Raw genomic sequence first — 15,409 nt, forward strand, 5'->3', positions numbered from 1 at the left:
CGTTCTCCTTCTTCTCCCGTTCCCGCAGGGAGACCAGGCCCGCGCTGGAGCTGCCACGTGACCACGTCTGCGATCGGCCTCTACGACCCCCGCCGCGAGTCCAGTGCCTGCGGCGTCGGCTTCATCACCCGCAAGGACGGGCGTCAGGACCACGACGTCATCGTGCGCGGCGAACAGGCCCTGTGTGCGATCCCGCACCGCGGCGGCATGTCGTCCGAGGGTGTGGGGGACGGGGCCGGGGTGAGCGTCGACCTCTCGGTCCGCTTCTTCAGCGACCTCACCGGTCGACCGCTGGAGGCCGGCACCTTCGGCGTCGCGAACCTCTTCCTCCCCACCGACCCCGCGTACGCCGACGAGGGCCGGGCCATCGTCCGCGGCGCCCTCGAGGTCCAGGGTCTGACGGTGCTGCTGGAGCGGATCGTGCCGGTGGCCGACAGCGCGTTGCGGCCGGCCGCCGTGGCCCTCCAGCTGCCGATCGTGCAGTGGGTCTTCGGCGCGGCGGACGACCGCACCCGGACCGACGTCGACCGGGCGGCTAACGCCGCCCTGCTGGAGATCGAGCAGAGCGCGTACGAGCGTCCCGAGCTGGCCGGGCTCTACCCGCTGTCGCTCAGCGCGCGCACCCAGGTCCTCAAGGGCCGGCTGAACGCCGGCGAGGTGGTCAGCTACTTCACCGACCTGGTCGACCCGCGCCACGAGGTGCGCACCCTCTACTTCCACACCCGGTTCTCCACCAACACCGAACCGCACCCCACCATGGCCCAGCCGTTCCGGATGATGGCGCACAACGGCGAGCTGAACACCGACCGCAAGAACCGGCTGGCCGACGACGCGGGTGCTCGCGCCCGGCTGCGCCGGATCGTGCGCCCGCCCGGTCAGTCCGACAGCAGCCGGCTGGACCAGACCCTGCAGAGCCGGGTCTTCGACGACGGGCTGGACGTCGTCGAGGCGGTCGTGTCCCTGATGCCGCCGGCCTGGGAGAACGACCGCAGCCTGCCCACGCCCGTCCGGGACATGCTCGAGTACTTCTCCCTCTACGAGGAGAAGAACGACGGCCCGGCGGCGGTGATCTTCAGCGACGGCGACGTGGTCGGCGCCCGGCTCGACCGGCTCGGCCTGCGGCCGCTGCGCACGGTGGAGACCGACGAGTACCTGATCGTGGCCTCCGAGGCCGGACAGGTCCCGCTGCCGGCCGAGGAGGTCGTGCACCGGGGCCGGATCGAGGCCGGCGGGATGCTCTACCTCGACCACCGCACCGGCCGGATCCTGCGCACCCGGGAGGCGCTGGCCGCGCTGGCGGCCCGGCGCGACTACGGGGCGCTGCTGGAGCAGGCGCGGGTGGGACTCGACGACCTCCCCGCCCCGGCGATCGCCCGCGGCACCAGCACGCTGGGCTACGACGGCGACCTGAGTCTGCACGGCCGGTTCGTGGCGTACTCGCACAACCAGGAGAGCTTCCGGTTCATGATGGACCCGATGCTGGCCGACGGGTCCGAGCGGATCTCCGCGATGGGCTACGGCAACGCGATCAACGCCCTGTCCGACACCGAAGGTGGTCTCGCCAAGTACTTCTCGCAGCGCTTCGCCCAGGTCACCAACCCGCCGCTGGACTCGATCCGGGAGGCCGACGGGATGAGCATGCGGGTCGCCCTCGGCGCCAAGCCGGACGGCACCGGTCCCGAGTCGCACCAGACCGGCTCCGGGCCGACCGGGACCCGGCAGATCGTGCTCGACTCACCGATCCTGGACCACCTCGAGATGGTGAAGCTCCGCGAGCAGCAGGTCACCCCGCTGGAGCGGTTCGACCTGCTCTACGCACCCGTGCCGGACGCGCCGGACGCCAACGCCGAGGCCATGGTCGCCGCGATGGACCTGCTCTGCGACCAGATCGAGGCCTTCGCCCGCGAGCAGGGGGGCATCGCGGTGCTGACCGACCGCTCGATCTCCACCACCCGGGCGCCGCTGCCGCTGCTGCTGGGTCTGGCCGCGGTCAACCAGCGGCTGATCGCCACCGGGCTGCGGAGGAGGGTGTCGCTGATCGCCGAGAGCGGTCAGCTGCCGTCCTCGCACCACATCGCGTGCGCTCTCGGGTTCGGTGCCGCAGCGGTCTACTGCCTGACCGCGCGCCTGCGGGCCGAGGAGAAGTACCCGAGTCCGGCGGCTCCCGCCGGGCAGAAGACCGACACCGACCGCGCCTTCGACCGGTTCCGCAAGGCCGCGTTGAAGTCGCTCGCCAAGACGATGGGCCGGGTCGGGCTGTGCACGGTCGAGAGCTACATCGGGGGCGAGTTCTTCGAACCCAACTACCTCGACACCCGGGACCCGGTGCTGGCCCGCTGCTTCCCGCACCTGGCGGCCCCGGTCGGCGGTGTCGGCTTCGCCCGGATCGCCCAGGCCTCGACCGACTGGCACACCCGGGCCTGCGCGGTCGGCGCGGAGAACCAGGTGCCGCTGCTGGGCCTGTTCAAGGAGCGCTCCGACGGCGCCGGGCACTCCTACGGTCTGACCGCGGTCCGCGGCTTCGCGGACATGACCGAGGAGCGTCCCGCCTTCGCACCGGCCGAGGACGAGTCCTCGGACCTGCGGTTGCTCACCCTCGGCCAGCTCGACGACGCGTACGGGCTGACAGACGACGCCTACCGGCACACGGGCTTCGAGGCGCTCACCGAGGACCAGATCGACGAGTTCGCGATCACCCCGGGCTACCGCGACTTCGTGGCCACCACCCAGACCGAGCGGGCTCGGCGGCCCTCCGCGTTGCGCGACGTGCTCGCCCTGCCCGCCGACGTGACGATGCTGACCACCGCCGACGAGTTCGCCCGTGAGCTGGGCCGCTTCTCGGTGGCCGGCAACGCCAGCGTCCGGGTCAGGGGGCTGTCCATCGAGCCCGTGGAGTCCGACGGCTTCCGCCTGCGCCTGGTGGACGCGCCGCACGTCGAGCACGCGTCCTACGTCGGCCTGGCCGACTACCTGACGACCGACTACGGCGACGACGTCACCGTCGTCGAGCTCGGTCCCGACGGGTTGCTGCTGACGGCACGAGGGGCGGCGTACGCGTTCCTGGTCCTGCTGCAGCACTCCCCGGCCAGCGTGCCGCTGGCGGAGGTGCAGGCGGCCCACGAGATCACCGCGTCCCTGGCGTCCGGGGCGATGAGCCACGGCGCCCTGGTCGCCACCGCGCACGAGGCGGTCGCGCACGGCACCAACATGGTGGGCGGGCTGTCCAACTGCGGGGAGGGTGGCGAGCACCACACCCGGGCCGGGACCATCAGGGGCTCGCGGATCAAGCAGTTCGCCTCCGGCCGGTTCGGGATCTGGGCCGGCTACCTCGCCGACCCGATGCTGCAGGAGCTGGAGATCAAGATCGGGCAGGGGGCCAAGCCGGGTGAGGGTGGCCAGTTGCCGGCCCCGAAGGTGACTGTCGACATCGCCGCCGCCCGCGGTGGCACCCCCGGCATCGAGCTCATCTCGCCGCCGCCGCACCACGACACGTACTCGATCGAGGACCTCGCCCAGCTGATCCACGACTGCAAGGCGGCCCGGGTCCGGGTGATCGTCAAGCTGGTCTCGTCGGAGGGGATCGGCACCATCGCGGTCGGGGTGGCCAAGGCCGGCGCCGACGTCATCAACGTGGCCGGGAACACCGGCGGCACCGGGGCCGCGGCGGTGACCAGTCTCAAGTACGCCGGCCGCTCCGCCGAGATCGGCGTGGCCGAAGTGCACCAGGCGCTCAGCGTCAACGGGCTGCGGGACAAGGTGGTGCTGCGCTGCTCGGGCGCGCACCAGACGGGTGGCGACGTCGTGGTCTCCGCGCTGCTGGGCGGCGACAGCTTCGAGTTCGGCACCACAGCGCTGATGATGCTCAAGTGCGTGATGGCCAAGAACTGCAACATCAAGTGCCCGGCCGGACTCACCACCAACCCGGAGGTGTTCGACGGTGACCCGCGGGCGCTGGCCCAGTACCTGCTGAACATCGCCCACGACGTCCGGGAGATCCTGGCCAAGCTCGGGCTGCGCTCGCTGGCCGAGGCACGGGGGCGGACCGATCTGCTGCAGCTGCTCGACCACCCGGCCAGCGTCGGCGAGCTCGACGTCCGGGCCATGCTGACCCGGGTCCCGGTGCGCACCGTCACCGACCCGGTGTACCTGGAGGCCGACTTCACGCTCGACGACGCCGTGCTCGAGCAGGTCACGACCAGCCTGTTCGAGGCGGGGGAGTCCTCGGTGGAGATCGACGGGATCGGGCTGCGCAACCACCACAAGTCCGTCGGCGGACAGCTGTCGGTCGACCTCGAACGGCTGCTGAACCACACCCCGTCGGCGGCGGAGCAGCTGGACCGGGCGCCGGCGGTGCTCACCGACGACCGGGGTCGCAGGTTCCTGGCCGAGGGCTCGGTCCGGGTGGTCAGCACGGGCACGGCCGGCCAGTCGTACGGCGCGTTCTGCAACGACGGCCTGGAGCTGAACCACACGGGGACCGCCAACGACGGGGTCGCCAAGTCCCAGAGCGGTGGTCGCATCGTCGTCCGCACCCCGGGCGGCGGCAGCGCCGCACCCGGCGGCAACGTGCTGATCGGCAACTTCGCCCTGTTCGGCGCCACCGGCGGGCGGACCTTCGTGCAGGGCGAGGCCGGCGACCGCTTCGCGGTCCGCAACTCCGGTGGCACCGCCGTGGTCGAGGGGGTCGGCGACTTCTGCTGCGAGTACATGACGAACGGGGCCGTGCTCAACCTGGGCACGTTCGGCAAGGGCCTCGGCAACGGCATGAGCGGCGGCTTCGTCTACCAGTACGACCCGGCCGGCGAGCTGGCCGAGCGGGTCAGCGACTCCCTGGTCGTGCACCAGCTGGTCGGGCAGCCGCCGGTCGGGGGCGAGGACGCGGAGGTTCCCGGCTTCCACGAGGAGGCCGTGCTGCTGATGCTGCAGTGGCACCTGGACAGCACCGGCTCGGCGCTGGCGGCCCGGCTGCTCGCGGACTGGGCACAGACCCGGACGCAGATCGTGGTGGGGACCCCGACGGCCCTGCTGCTCTACGCCGACAGCGACCAGATCCTGGCCGCCAAGCCGCGCAAGGAGCTGCTGGACGAGCTGGCCACGTCGGTGGCCACCGACCGCCTGCGGGAGTTCAAGCTGTCCCTGCGGGACGACAGACCGGTCGCCGGTGGTCGGACGCCCGCCTTCGGCCAGCCCACCTCGCCCGACGCCTTCGCCGTCCTGTCGTCCTACACGGTCCTGGCCATCGCGCAGGAGATCGCGCTCGAGCGGGTGCCCGGGACCACCGGCCTCGGCGATCCCCGGATCACCGCTGCCGCGCGCAAGCTCGTGCTGACCGAGGACTTCGCCGTCCGACAGAAGCTGGTGCGCTACGTCCGGGGCCGGCTGGAACGCTTCGTCGACGCCGAGCTGGCCGCCCAGATCGCCACCAAACGGCTCGGCGACTACCAGCAGTCGCTGGAGCGTCGCAACGTGCGGGGCATGGACGCCCCGGGCACCTACGGCTGGATCCTGCACCAGCAGCGGGCGAACGCCGGTCGGCTCGACCGGTCGCAGTTCGACGAGCTGCTGGTCGCCGCGGCGATGGAGGACCTGGCCCAGCTGGCCCACGTGGCCCTGACCGAGGAGGTGCCCGCGTGACCACGCTCCTGTCCATCCCCACCGACGCCCCGTTCACCGTGGACCAGCGGGCCTGGCTCGGCGGCTTCCTGGCCGGGATGGCCGCCGCCCGCCGGCACGACGGCGAGACCGCCACCGTCCCCACGCTCACCGTCGACATCGCGTACGGCACCCAGACCGGCAACAGCGAGGAGCTGGCCGAGCGGCTGGCCGGCGCCGTCCGGGGGCGTGGTCTCGGCGCCACCGTCTCCGCCCTGGACGACCTGGACGTGGCGACGCTGGCCACCCGGTCCTACCTGCTGGTGGTCACCTCCACGTACGGCGAGGGCGAGATGCCCGACAACGCCGAGCTGTTCTGGGAGGCGCTGGCCTCCGACGCCGCGCCGCGGCTGGAGGAGACCCGCTACGCCGTGCTGTCGCTGGGGGACAGCGGCTACGAGGGCTTCTGCCAGGCCGGCCGGCTGATCGACACCCGGTTGGAGCAGCTGGGGGCGGTGCGTGTCGTCCCGCGGGTCGACTGCGACGTCGACTTCGAGGAGCCCGCGACGGCCTGGGTCACCGACGTGACCGAGCACCTGGCCGCGGAGGCGCCGGGAGCAGCCGGGGCGGCGCTGCCGACGCCGCCGGTCCCCGTGGTGGCAGCGGCCCGGCCGCCGCGCCAGCGGTGGACCAGGCGGGAGCCGTACCGGTCCCGGCTGGTGACCAACCGGGTGCTGTCGGGTCCGCGGAGTGCGAAGGAGATCCGGCACTACGAGTTCGACCTGGGCGACAGCGGCATCACCTACGCCGCCGGTGACGCGCTCGGGGTGGTGCCGGTCAACGACGGCGCCCTGGTCGAGGCCCTGCTGGACCGTCTTGGTCTGCACCCGGACGTCGCCGTCGACGGCGGCACGGTGGGGGAGCGGCTGACCAGGGGCTGGGAGATCCGCACCCCGTCCCGGGACCTGCTGACCCTGCTGGCCGAACGCGATCCCGACGGCGACCTGGCCGCCGTGCTGGCCCGGGGCGAGCGGGACACCCTCGACCACTGGCTGTGGGGCAAGGACGTCCTCGATCTGCTCCTGGCCGCCCCGGGGGTGAGCCTGACCGCCGACGAGCTGGCGGGCGCGCTCCGTACGCTGCAGCCCCGGGCCTACTCCATCTCGTCGAGCCCGCTGCACAGCCCCGACCGGATCCACCTCACCGTCGCGTCGGTGCGTCACGGCGAGGACCGGGTCCGGGGCGGGGTCTGCTCCACCTTCCTGGCCGACCGGCTGGGGGAGGGGGAGGTCGGCATCTACCTGCAGCCGAACGCCGCCTTCCGGGTGCCGGCCGACGACGACCGACCGATGATCATGGTCGGACCGGGCACCGGGGTGGCGCCGTTCCGGGCCTTCCTGCACGAGCGGGCGGCCCGGGGCGCGACCGGTCGCAACTGGCTGTTCTTCGGCGACCAGCACCGGGCGGAGGACTTCATCTACGCCGACGAGCTGACCGAGCTGGCCGGGCGCGGCGTGCTGCACCGGCTCGATCTGGCCTTCTCCCGCGACCAGGCCGAGAAGGTGTACGTGCAGACCCGGATGCTGGAGCAGTCCGCCCAGCTCTACGCCTGGTTGGAGGACGGCGGGCACTTCTACGTCTGCGGCGACGCCACCCGGATGGCCAAGGACGTCGACGCGGCCCTCCGGCTGGTGATCGAGCAGCAGCGCGGTCGGGGTGCCGAGGACGCCGTCGAGTACGTGGCCGACCTCAAACGGGAGAAGCGCTACGTCCGGGACGTCTACTAGCCGGTGATCGCGTCGGCCGCGCGACGACCCGACACCAGCGCGCCCTGGATGGAGGCGGTGTCGCGGTGGTCGCCCGCGACGAAGACCCCGCTGGGCAACCGCGACGCCCGGCGGATGATCAGCGGCGGCGGCTGGTGCGGCAGGGCCTCGTTGATGACGTGCCGGGTGACGAGCTCCCAGTCGTCGGTGTCGACCCCGTAGACCTGCCCGGCCTGCCGGCGTACCGTTCCCTCGGCCTCCACCGAGCCGTCCGCGCCCACGGTGGAGCTGGCGATCAGCACCCGGCCGGGTGGCGCGTAACCGGGGGCCACGTTGGTCATCACCGCCGTGTTCACCAGCGGACCCCGGCGGGCGCCGTCCAGGTGCAGCAGCCGGGCCGAGCTGGGGGCCCGCGGGGCTGTGTGCCAGAAGGTGGTCAACGACCTGGTCGCCGGCACCGGGATGTCGGTCAGATCGGCCGCGGCCCGCGGGGACGCAGCCACCACCACAGCCTCGGCCTGGATCTCCTCGTCGGCGGTGCGCACCGACCGGGCGCCCACCTCGACCGCCGGGGTCTCGAGCCGGATCGTGCCGGTCGGGAGGCTCGCGGCGAGCAGCTCGGGCAGCCGGGAGATCCCGGTCGACGGCACAGCGGGGGAGCCGAGCAGGAACGAGCGCAGCAGCAACCGGGCGAAGGTGGCCGAGGTGGTCCCGTCCCAGTCGGCCAGCACGCCGGCCAGGAACGGCTCGAGCACGGCGGTCCGCAGCTCCCCCCGGATCCCGGCCCGGTCGAGGGCCTCGGCCAGGGTCCGGTCCGGTCCGGCGAGCTGCCGACGGACGGGCAGCAAGCTGGACAGGGCCCAGCGGACGAACGCGAGGCGTTCCCGGAGCGAGCCGACGGGGCTGCGCAGGGTGGCCGGCAGCAACCGCGGGAGACGGCGGGGATCGGCGAGGACCGATCGCCCCTGCTCGGTGGCCACGACGACGCCGGCGCCGAAGGAGCGCAGATCGAGCTGGTCGACGTCGACGACCCGCGGGAGCGCCGGGTAGGCGGGGTTGATCAGCTGGAAGCCGCGGTCGCAGCGGAAGCCGTCGACCAGGTCGGTGCGCACGCGTCCGCCGACCGCGTCGGAGGCTTCCACCACCACGACCTCGCGGCCGGCGGCGACCAGCCGCTGGGCACAGGCCAGCCCGGCCAGACCGGCCCCCACGACGACGATCGGTGACATCGGGCCAGCCTAGGCGCCGGCCGTGCACGGCCGGCGGACAGCCCGGTCCGGCGGATCGACGGCGGATTCACCCAGGACGGGGTTGCGCTCCGACGCGGGACCACCGATCTGGGCTACGTTGAGGTCACGACGGCGACCGCGGAACCACACCCCCGCAGGAGGAACACGATGGACAAGAACCTTCTGACCGCCCTCGGGGCGCTGACCGGTCTGGTCAGCATGGCGGGGATGATCCGCCTGATCGACGGCGCGGGTCTGGCCTCCACCTTCTCCTGGGTCTTCCTGCTGCTGGCCATGGTGCCCTGGGTCGCGTACGCGGCCTGGCGCGCCCGTCACGGCAAGCTCGGCCGCAGCGGCGCCGCGGCGGTGCTCGCGATCGACGTGATCGGCCTGATCAGCGTGTTCGTGTTCACCATCGGTCCGGTGCTGGCGCTGGCCGCCTCGCTGGCCGCCTTCGTGGTCATCTGGGTGCACGACTGGCCGCCGCGCCGTGAGCGCGGCGAGGACGTCTTCGTCCGGATCGAGGACCTGTCGGGAGAGCCGGAGCGCGTCTCCTGATCGGGCGCCGGACGCCGAAGGCCGGCGGTGCCCTGGAGGTCCGCGGGCTGTCCAAGTCGTACGCCGACCGCCTCGTCCTGGCCGACATCGACCTGACGGTCGCACCGGGGGAGGTGCTCGGCATCTCCGGGCCCTCGGCGTCGGGCAAGACGACGCTGCTCCAGGTGATCGCCGGCACGGTGGATCCCGACCGTGGCTCGGTGCGGCTGAGCGGGGTCACGCTCACCGATGCCGACGTGCTGGTGCGCGACGACCGCCGCAACCTGATGCTGGCGGGGCAGGACGCGGTCCTGGACCGGGAGAACAACGTGGCCGCCAACATCGCCACCGCGCTGCCGTCGGACAAGAAGCGACGCCGGATCGGGGCGCATCGGGTCGCGATGGTGCTGGACCTGCTGGAGCTCGACACCGTCCTGGCCGACAGCCGCCCGGCGCAGCTGTCCGCCGGCGAGCGGCAGCGGGTGGCGCTGGCCCGGGCCATCGTGGGTTTCGGCCTCGGCGGTCCGGAGGCCGCGGTGCTGCTGGACGAGCCGTTGTCGGCGGTCGAGGTCGGCACCCGGATCCGGCTGCTGCAGGCCGTGCTCGCCGACGTCGGTACGCAACCGATCCCCGTCGTCCTGGTCAGTCACGATCCCGAGGAGATCGCCGCCGTGGCGGGCCGCCGACTGGCCCTCACCAGGGGACGCCTGACCCCGGTGCCGTGACCGCGCCGACCCTGCGCGCGGATTTCGACGGGCTGGTGGCCCCGTACCGCCGCGAGCTCCTGGTCCACTGCTACCGGATGATGGCCTCACCGCACGACGCCGAGGACCTGGTCCAGGAGACCCTGCTGCGGGCGTGGCGGGCCGCCGACTCCTTCGATCCGGACCGGGGGTCGCTGCGCACCTGGCTCTACCGGATCGCGACCAACGCCTGCCTGACGGCACTGGCGTCGCGGCGGTCCCGACCGCTGCCCTCCGGGGTCGGTGCCCGCTTCGACGACCCGGACACCGCGTTCGTCCGCGGCCCCGAGGTGCCCTGGCTGATCCCGCTCCCTGTGGATCCGGCGACCTCGGCGGTCGAACGCGACCAGCTTCGGCTCGCCTTGGTCGCAGCGCTCCAGCTGCTGCCGGCGCGGCAGCGGGCCGCTCTCCTGCTGCGCGAGGTCCTGCAGCTGCCGGCGGCCGAGGTGGCCGAGGCGCTCGGCCTGACCACGGCCGCGGTGAACAGCGCGCTGCAGCGGGCCCGGGCCCGGCTCGCGGACATCGGGGGCGGCGCCGACACCGTAACCGGGTCGCCCACCGAGCAGCGGGCGGTCGTCGACCGGTACGCGGCCGCCTTCGAACGGGCCGACGTGCCGGCGATCGTCCGCCTGCTGGCGGCCGAGGTCGTCCTGGAGATGCCGCCGATGTGGAACTGGTACGTCGGACCGGAGGCGTACGCGGGGTTCATGAGGCGGGTCTACCGGACCCGCGGCCGCGACTGGCGCACGGTGCCGGTGTGGGCCAACGGCGAGGCCGGCTTCACCGCGTACCTGGACGGCGAGGCCCACTCCGTCCAGCTGCTCACCGTGGCCGGTGGCCTCGTGGTCCGCGCCACCGTCTTCGCCGACCCGGCGGTCGTCGAGCTCGTGGGGGCGCCGCCGCGGTATTCGGCCTGACCCTGTCGCCGCGATCGGGCCGACACCGATGAGCCCGGCCGTTCCCACCGGTATCACTCTCCGACCGGCACCGAGCCGGAGGGACAGGAGTGAGCATGGCCAAGATCATCGTCATCGAGTACGTGACCCTGGACGGCATCGTCGAGGACCCCGACGGTCGCGGCGGCACCGCCCGGGGTGGGTGGGCGTTCCGGTTCGGCCCCGAACGCCTGGCCGGTGACAAGTTCGACCTCGGTCCGATCCTGCAGACCGGGGCCGTGCTGTTCGGGCGACGCACCTGGGAGCACTTCTCGCGGCTGTGGCCCCAGCGCCTGGACGCCTTCTCGACCGCCATGAACACCCTGCCGAAGTACGTCGTCACCCGCTCGGGTCCCGACCTCACCGTCTGGGCGAACTCCCGACGGCTGACCGGAGAGGTGGTCGAGGGTGCCCGCCGCCTCGCCGCCACCCGGGACGTGGTGGTGATCGGCAGCCTCGGCGTCGTCCGGGACCTGGCGTCGGCGGGCGCCGTCGACGAGTACCGGCTGCTCGCCGTGCCGACCTTCCTCGGCGAGGGGGAGCGGCTGTTCACCGGGACGGTCGATCTCGACCTGGTGCGGGTGGCGAGTGACGGGGCCCTGACCCTGTCGGTCTACCGGCCGCGCCCGGCGGCTACTCCCGGCTAAACGCCAGCGCCGCGGCGCCGAGCAGACCGGCGGTCTCCAGGACGGCCGGCCGGACCTCCAGAGCCGCGACGTAGTCGAGCACCGCGAAGTCGCGGAGGTGGCGTCGCAGCGGCTCGAAGATCACCTCACCGGCCCTGGACACGCCGCCGCCGAGCACGACCACGGCGACGTCCAGCTCGGTCGCGGTGGTGGCGATCCCGGCGGCCAGGGCGCGCATGCCCTGGTCGATCACCCGGACGGCGATGTCGTCGCCGGCGCGGGCGTCCGCGGTCAGCGCCCGGGCGTCGTCCCCGCCGGCCCAGCCCTGCTCCTGGGCCGCGGCGACCAGGGCCGGCCCGCGGGCGTACATCTCGGTGCAGCCCTGGCCGCCGCAGACGCACCGCGGGCCCCAGGCGTTGACGCTGATGTGCCCCAGGTGGACGGCGTTGCCGGTGGATCCGGCGAACAGCCGGTTGTCGACGACCACGCCGCCGCCGACTCCGGTGGAGAGCACGACTCCCATCATCGAGTCGACGTCGCGGCCGGCACCCAGCCAGTGCTCGCCGAGGGCGAAGCAGTGTCCGTCACCGGCCAGACCGACGCTGACCACGTCGGCTCCGTGCGTCTCGGCGAGCACCTCGCGCACCCGGGCGGCGACCGGGAAACCGCGCCAGGCCCCGATGTTGACCGGGGAGACGGTGCCGGCCGGTCCGTCGATGGGTCCGGCGGAGGAGATGCCGACCCGGATCCGCCCGTCCGTCGGCCGCAGCTGGTCGCTCAGACCGCGCACGGCGGCCGCGACACCCGCGAACACGGTCTCCGGGTCGGGGGAGGCGGCAGTGGGCTCCAGCCGATCGGCCAGGACGGTGCCCTCGGCGTCGACCACGGCCGCCGCGATCTTGGTGCCACCGATGTCGATGGCCAGCACGGTCTCACTCATGCGCGTCACCCTAGTGGGGGCGAGAGGGGCCGGACGAGCGTCCGGCGGCAACCACCGGCGTCCTTGCGTAGAGTGGTCGATCATGGCTGGCACCGACTTTCCTGCAGAACTCTCGGCTCTCGACAAGGCTCTGACCTCGATCGAGGCCGTCGTCGACCCGGCGACCAAGAAGATCGAGATCGCGGCGCTCTCGGAGGAGGTCGCCGCCCCCGATCTGTGGGACGACGTGGACAACGCCCAGCGGGTCACCTCGAAGCTGTCCGCCCTGCAGTCCGAGGTCGACAAGCTGGCCGAGCTGCGCTCCCGGCTGGACGACCTGACGATCCTGATCGAGCTGGCCCAGGACGAGGCCGACGCCCCGTCGCTGGCCGAGGCCGAGACCGAGCTGACCTCCCTGCACAAGGCGGTCGAGTCGCTGGAGGTGCGCACCCTGCTCGCCGGGGAGTACGACCCCCGCAACGCCCTGGTCACCATCCGCTCCGAGGCCGGCGGCATCGACGCGGCCGACTTCGCGGCGATGCTGCTGCGGATGTACCTGCGCTGGGCCGAGCGGCACGGCTACCCGACGGAGGTCTACGACACCTCCTACGCCGAGGAGGCCGGCATCAAGTCAGCCACCTTCCAGGTCCGCGCCCCGTACGCGTACGGGACGCTGTCGGTCGAGCAGGGCACCCACCGGCTGGTGCGGATCTCCCCGTTCGACAACCAGGGGCGGCGGCAGACCTCCTTCGCCGGGGTCGAGGTGCTGCCGGTGACCGAGGAGACCGACCACATCGACGTGCCCGAGGCCGACATCCGGATCGACGTCTTCCGCTCCTCCGGTCCGGGTGGCCAGAGCGTGAACACCACCGACTCGGCGGTGCGCATCACCCACCTGCCGACCGGCATCGTGGTCTCCTGCCAGAACGAGAAGTCCCAGCTGCAGAACAAGGCGGCGGCGCTGCGGGTGCTGCAGTCCCGGCTGCTGGAGAAGGCCCGGCGGGACCGCGAGGCGGAGATGAACCTGTTGAAGGGCGACGGCGGCAACAGCTGGGGCTCCCAGATGCGCTCCTACGTGCTGCACCCCTACCAGATGGTCAAGGACCTGCGCACCGACTTCGAGGTGTCCTCACCCGATGCCGTGTTCGACGGGGAGCTGGACGGCTTCATCGAGTCCGGCATCCGGTGGCGGCGGACCAGCGAGATCGCCGCGTCCTGAGTCGTTGCGGGCACGCCCGACGCCTTGCCAAGGCCCGGGAATCACAGATCGGTCACCTAGACTCGTCGACGGCCTGCCGCCGGGTACCACGCCCGGTTCCCTGTCGTCTACCCCAGCCCGAGGCGTGACGTGATTCGTTTCGACAACGTGAGCAAGACCTACGACGGCCAGCGTCGAGCTGCCCTCTCCGAGGTGTCGGTCGACATCGACAAGGGCGAGTTCGTCTTCCTGGTCGGGCCGTCGGGCTCGGGCAAGTCGACCTTCCTCCGCCTCATCCTGCGGGAGCAGCGCTCGAGCAAGGGCAAGGTCTTCGTCGCCGGTCGTGAGCTCAACAAGCTGCACAGCTGGAAGGTCCCGGCGATGCGGCGGGAGATCGGCACCGTGTTTCAGGACTTCCGCCTGCTGCCCAACAAGACGGTGGCCGAGAACGTGGCCTTCGCCCTGCAGGTCATCGGCAAGCCCTCGTCGACCATCAAGCGGGTGGTGCCGGAGGTGCTGGACCTGGTCGGCCTGGACGGCAAGGGCGGACGGCTGCCCGACGAGCTCAGCGGGGGCGAGCAGCAGCGGGTGGCCATCGCCCGCGCCTTCGTCAACCGGCCGAAGATCCTGATCGCCGACGAGCCCACCGGCAACCTCGACCCCGCCACCAGCGTCGGCATCATGAAGCTGCTGGACCGGATCAACCGCTCCGACACCACGGTGCTGATGGCCACCCACGACTCGACCATCGTCGACCAGATGCGCAAGCGGGTGATCGAGCTCGAGGACGGCGCCGTCGTCCGCGACCAGAGCCGCGGCGTGTACGGCTACCAGTGAGCCGGTCGCCCTTCCCGCCCACCCGGCCCGATCCGGCGCCCGAGACTGAGGACCCAGCATGCGTTTCCGCCACATCTTCTCCGAGACCTTCGCCGGACTGCGGCAGAACCTGACGATGACTCTCGCCGTGGTCATGACCATGTGGGTGTCGCTGTCGCTGTTCGGGGCGGGTCTGCTGGCCAACCAGCAGGTCGACCTGTTCAAGGGCAACTGGTACGACAAGATCGAGATCTCCATCTTCTTGTGCACCCCCGACGTGCGGGGCGAACAGTGCGAGCCCGGGCAGGGCGTCACCGAGGCGCAGAAGGACACGATCCGGCAGACTTTGGAGTCCAATCCCGAGGTGGCTCCCGGCGGCGTCTACTTCGAGACCAAGCAGGAGGCCTGGGAAGCGTTCCAGAAGGCCTATGCGGGCAGCCCGATCCAGGACTCCCTCACCGTCGACCAGATGCAGGAGTCGTTCCGGGTCAAGCTGAAGAACCCCGAGCAGTACGAGGGGGTGGTCAGTGCGGTGGTCGGCCTGAAGGGCGTGCAGGCGGTCCAGGACCTGAAGAAGTACCTGGACCCGCTGTTCTCCTGGCTCCGGCTGCTGCAGTGGGGCACCATCGGCGCCTCCGTGCTGCTGCTCCTGGCCGCCGCCCTGCAGATCGGCAACACCATCCGGCTGAACGCCTTCGCCCGGCGCCGGGAGATCGGCATCATGCGCCTGGTCGGAGCGAGCAATCTCTATATCACGTTGCCGTTCCTTTTTGAAGCGGTCATTGCTGCACTTATCGGCATTGTGTTCGCTTCCGTCACACTCGTCACAGGCGTTTACTTCATCATCATGCAGAAAGCTCAAGTCTCTATTAGAGGTTTACCTTGGATTGGGTGGGAACAGACCGGTTGGGCCCTTCTAGGGGTTGCGGCCGTGGGGCTCGCGCTGTCTATCATCCCGACGCTGATAACGACTCGTAAGTACCTCAGGGTGTAATAAGGAAAATCTCAACCTCAATTGCACCTTGAGAGTCTCGAACCGCTTGGTTCG

Annotated in this window: 11 protein-coding genes; 9 read left to right on the top strand and 2 right to left on the bottom strand. The window is 71.8% G+C overall.

What is annotated here, in order from left to right:
• The first annotated feature begins 57 nt into the window (after window positions 1-57).
• Both ABD714_RS04575 and ABD714_RS04580 read left to right on the top strand, forming a co-directional pair.
• A complete protein-coding gene (locus tag ABD714_RS04575) occupies window positions 58-5,634 on the top strand; it encodes a glutamate synthase-related protein (protein ID WP_344811076.1) in 5,577 nt (1,858 codons plus the stop codon).
• A complete protein-coding gene (locus tag ABD714_RS04580; protein WP_344811077.1) occupies window positions 5,631-7,379 on the top strand; it encodes a diflavin oxidoreductase in 1,749 nt (582 codons plus the stop codon). Before ABD714_RS04575 ends, ABD714_RS04580 begins: the two co-directional genes overlap by 4 nt.
• Here the strand turns inward: ABD714_RS04580 and ABD714_RS04585 are convergent.
• The gene (locus ABD714_RS04585; protein ID WP_344811078.1) at window positions 7,376-8,587 is read right to left on the bottom strand and encodes an NAD(P)/FAD-dependent oxidoreductase; all 1,212 of its coding nucleotides are present in this window, start codon (window positions 8,585-8,587) and stop codon (window positions 7,376-7,378) included. The two genes, ABD714_RS04580 and ABD714_RS04585, sit on opposite strands and share 4 nt — an antisense overlap.
• Window positions 8,588-8,755: 168 nt before the next feature.
• Here ABD714_RS04585 and ABD714_RS04590 point away from each other — a divergent pair, with 168 nt between their 5' ends.
• The 4 genes from ABD714_RS04590 to ABD714_RS04605 all read left to right on the top strand — a co-directional run bounded on the left by ABD714_RS04590 (window position 8,756) and on the right by ABD714_RS04605 (window position 11,449).
• A complete protein-coding gene (locus ABD714_RS04590) occupies window positions 8,756-9,145 on the top strand; it encodes a hypothetical protein (protein WP_344811079.1) in 390 nt (129 codons plus the stop codon).
• Window positions 9,146-9,231: 86 nt separating this feature from the next.
• Window positions 9,232-9,849, top strand: coding sequence for an ATP-binding cassette domain-containing protein (locus ABD714_RS04595; RefSeq protein WP_344811284.1), 618 nt, complete (start codon window positions 9,232-9,234; stop codon window positions 9,847-9,849).
• Complete coding sequence (locus ABD714_RS04600; protein WP_344811080.1) at window positions 9,846-10,784, top strand: RNA polymerase subunit sigma-70; 939 nt, start codon at window positions 9,846-9,848, stop codon at window positions 10,782-10,784. The genes ABD714_RS04595 and ABD714_RS04600 overlap by 4 nt, the downstream gene beginning before the upstream one ends.
• A gap of 95 nt (window positions 10,785-10,879) precedes the next feature.
• Window positions 10,880-11,449 (top strand): dihydrofolate reductase family protein, encoded by a 570-nt coding sequence (locus ABD714_RS04605; RefSeq protein ID WP_344811081.1) that lies wholly within the window; start codon window positions 10,880-10,882, stop codon window positions 11,447-11,449.
• On the opposite strand, the gene ABD714_RS04610 is transcribed toward ABD714_RS04605, so the two are convergent.
• The gene (locus tag ABD714_RS04610) at window positions 11,436-12,368 is read right to left on the bottom strand and encodes an ROK family protein (protein ID WP_344811082.1); all 933 of its coding nucleotides are present in this window, start codon (window positions 12,366-12,368) and stop codon (window positions 11,436-11,438) included. The two genes, ABD714_RS04605 and ABD714_RS04610, sit on opposite strands and share 14 nt — an antisense overlap.
• An 82-nt stretch (window positions 12,369-12,450) precedes the next feature.
• Between ABD714_RS04610 and prfB the strand changes: the two genes are divergently transcribed.
• The 3 genes from prfB (at window position 12,451) to ftsX (ending at window position 15,355) form a co-directional block, all read left to right on the top strand.
• Window positions 12,451-13,566: a peptide chain release factor 2 gene (gene prfB / locus ABD714_RS04615; protein WP_344811083.1), complete on the top strand. Its 1,116-nt coding sequence runs from the start codon at window positions 12,451-12,453 to the stop codon at window positions 13,564-13,566.
• A 129-nt stretch (window positions 13,567-13,695) separates the two neighbouring features.
• Window positions 13,696-14,382 (top strand): cell division ATP-binding protein FtsE, encoded by a 687-nt coding sequence (gene ftsE / locus ABD714_RS04620; RefSeq protein ID WP_344811084.1) that lies wholly within the window; start codon window positions 13,696-13,698, stop codon window positions 14,380-14,382.
• Between the two features lie 58 nt (window positions 14,383-14,440).
• Window positions 14,441-15,355, top strand: coding sequence for a permease-like cell division protein FtsX (gene ftsX / locus ABD714_RS04625; protein WP_344811085.1), 915 nt, complete (start codon window positions 14,441-14,443; stop codon window positions 15,353-15,355).
• Window positions 15,356-15,409 lie beyond the last annotated feature (54 nt).

The organism is Microlunatus aurantiacus (assembly GCF_039536605.1).
Classification (GTDB): Bacteria; Actinomycetota; Actinomycetes; order Propionibacteriales; family Propionibacteriaceae; genus Microlunatus; species Microlunatus aurantiacus.

What these genes read in the sequence shown, in the direction of transcription:
- ABD714_RS04585 (WP_344811078.1), bottom strand. Translation starts at nt 8,587, where the DNA reads ATGTCACCGATCGTCGTCGTGGGGGCCGGTCTGGCCGGGCTGGCCTGT.
- ABD714_RS04590 (WP_344811079.1), top strand. Translation starts at nt 8,756, where the DNA reads ATGGACAAGAACCTTCTGACCGCCCTCGGGGCGCTGACCGGTCTGGTC.
- ABD714_RS04605 (WP_344811081.1), top strand. Translation starts at nt 10,880, where the DNA reads ATGGCCAAGATCATCGTCATCGAGTACGTGACCCTGGACGGCATCGTC.
- ABD714_RS04610 (WP_344811082.1), bottom strand. Translation starts at nt 12,368, where the DNA reads ATGAGTGAGACCGTGCTGGCCATCGACATCGGTGGCACCAAGATCGCG.
- prfB (WP_344811083.1), top strand. Translation starts at nt 12,451, where the DNA reads ATGGCTGGCACCGACTTTCCTGCAGAACTCTCGGCTCTCGACAAGGCT.
- ftsX (WP_344811085.1), top strand. Translation starts at nt 14,441, where the DNA reads ATGCGTTTCCGCCACATCTTCTCCGAGACCTTCGCCGGACTGCGGCAG.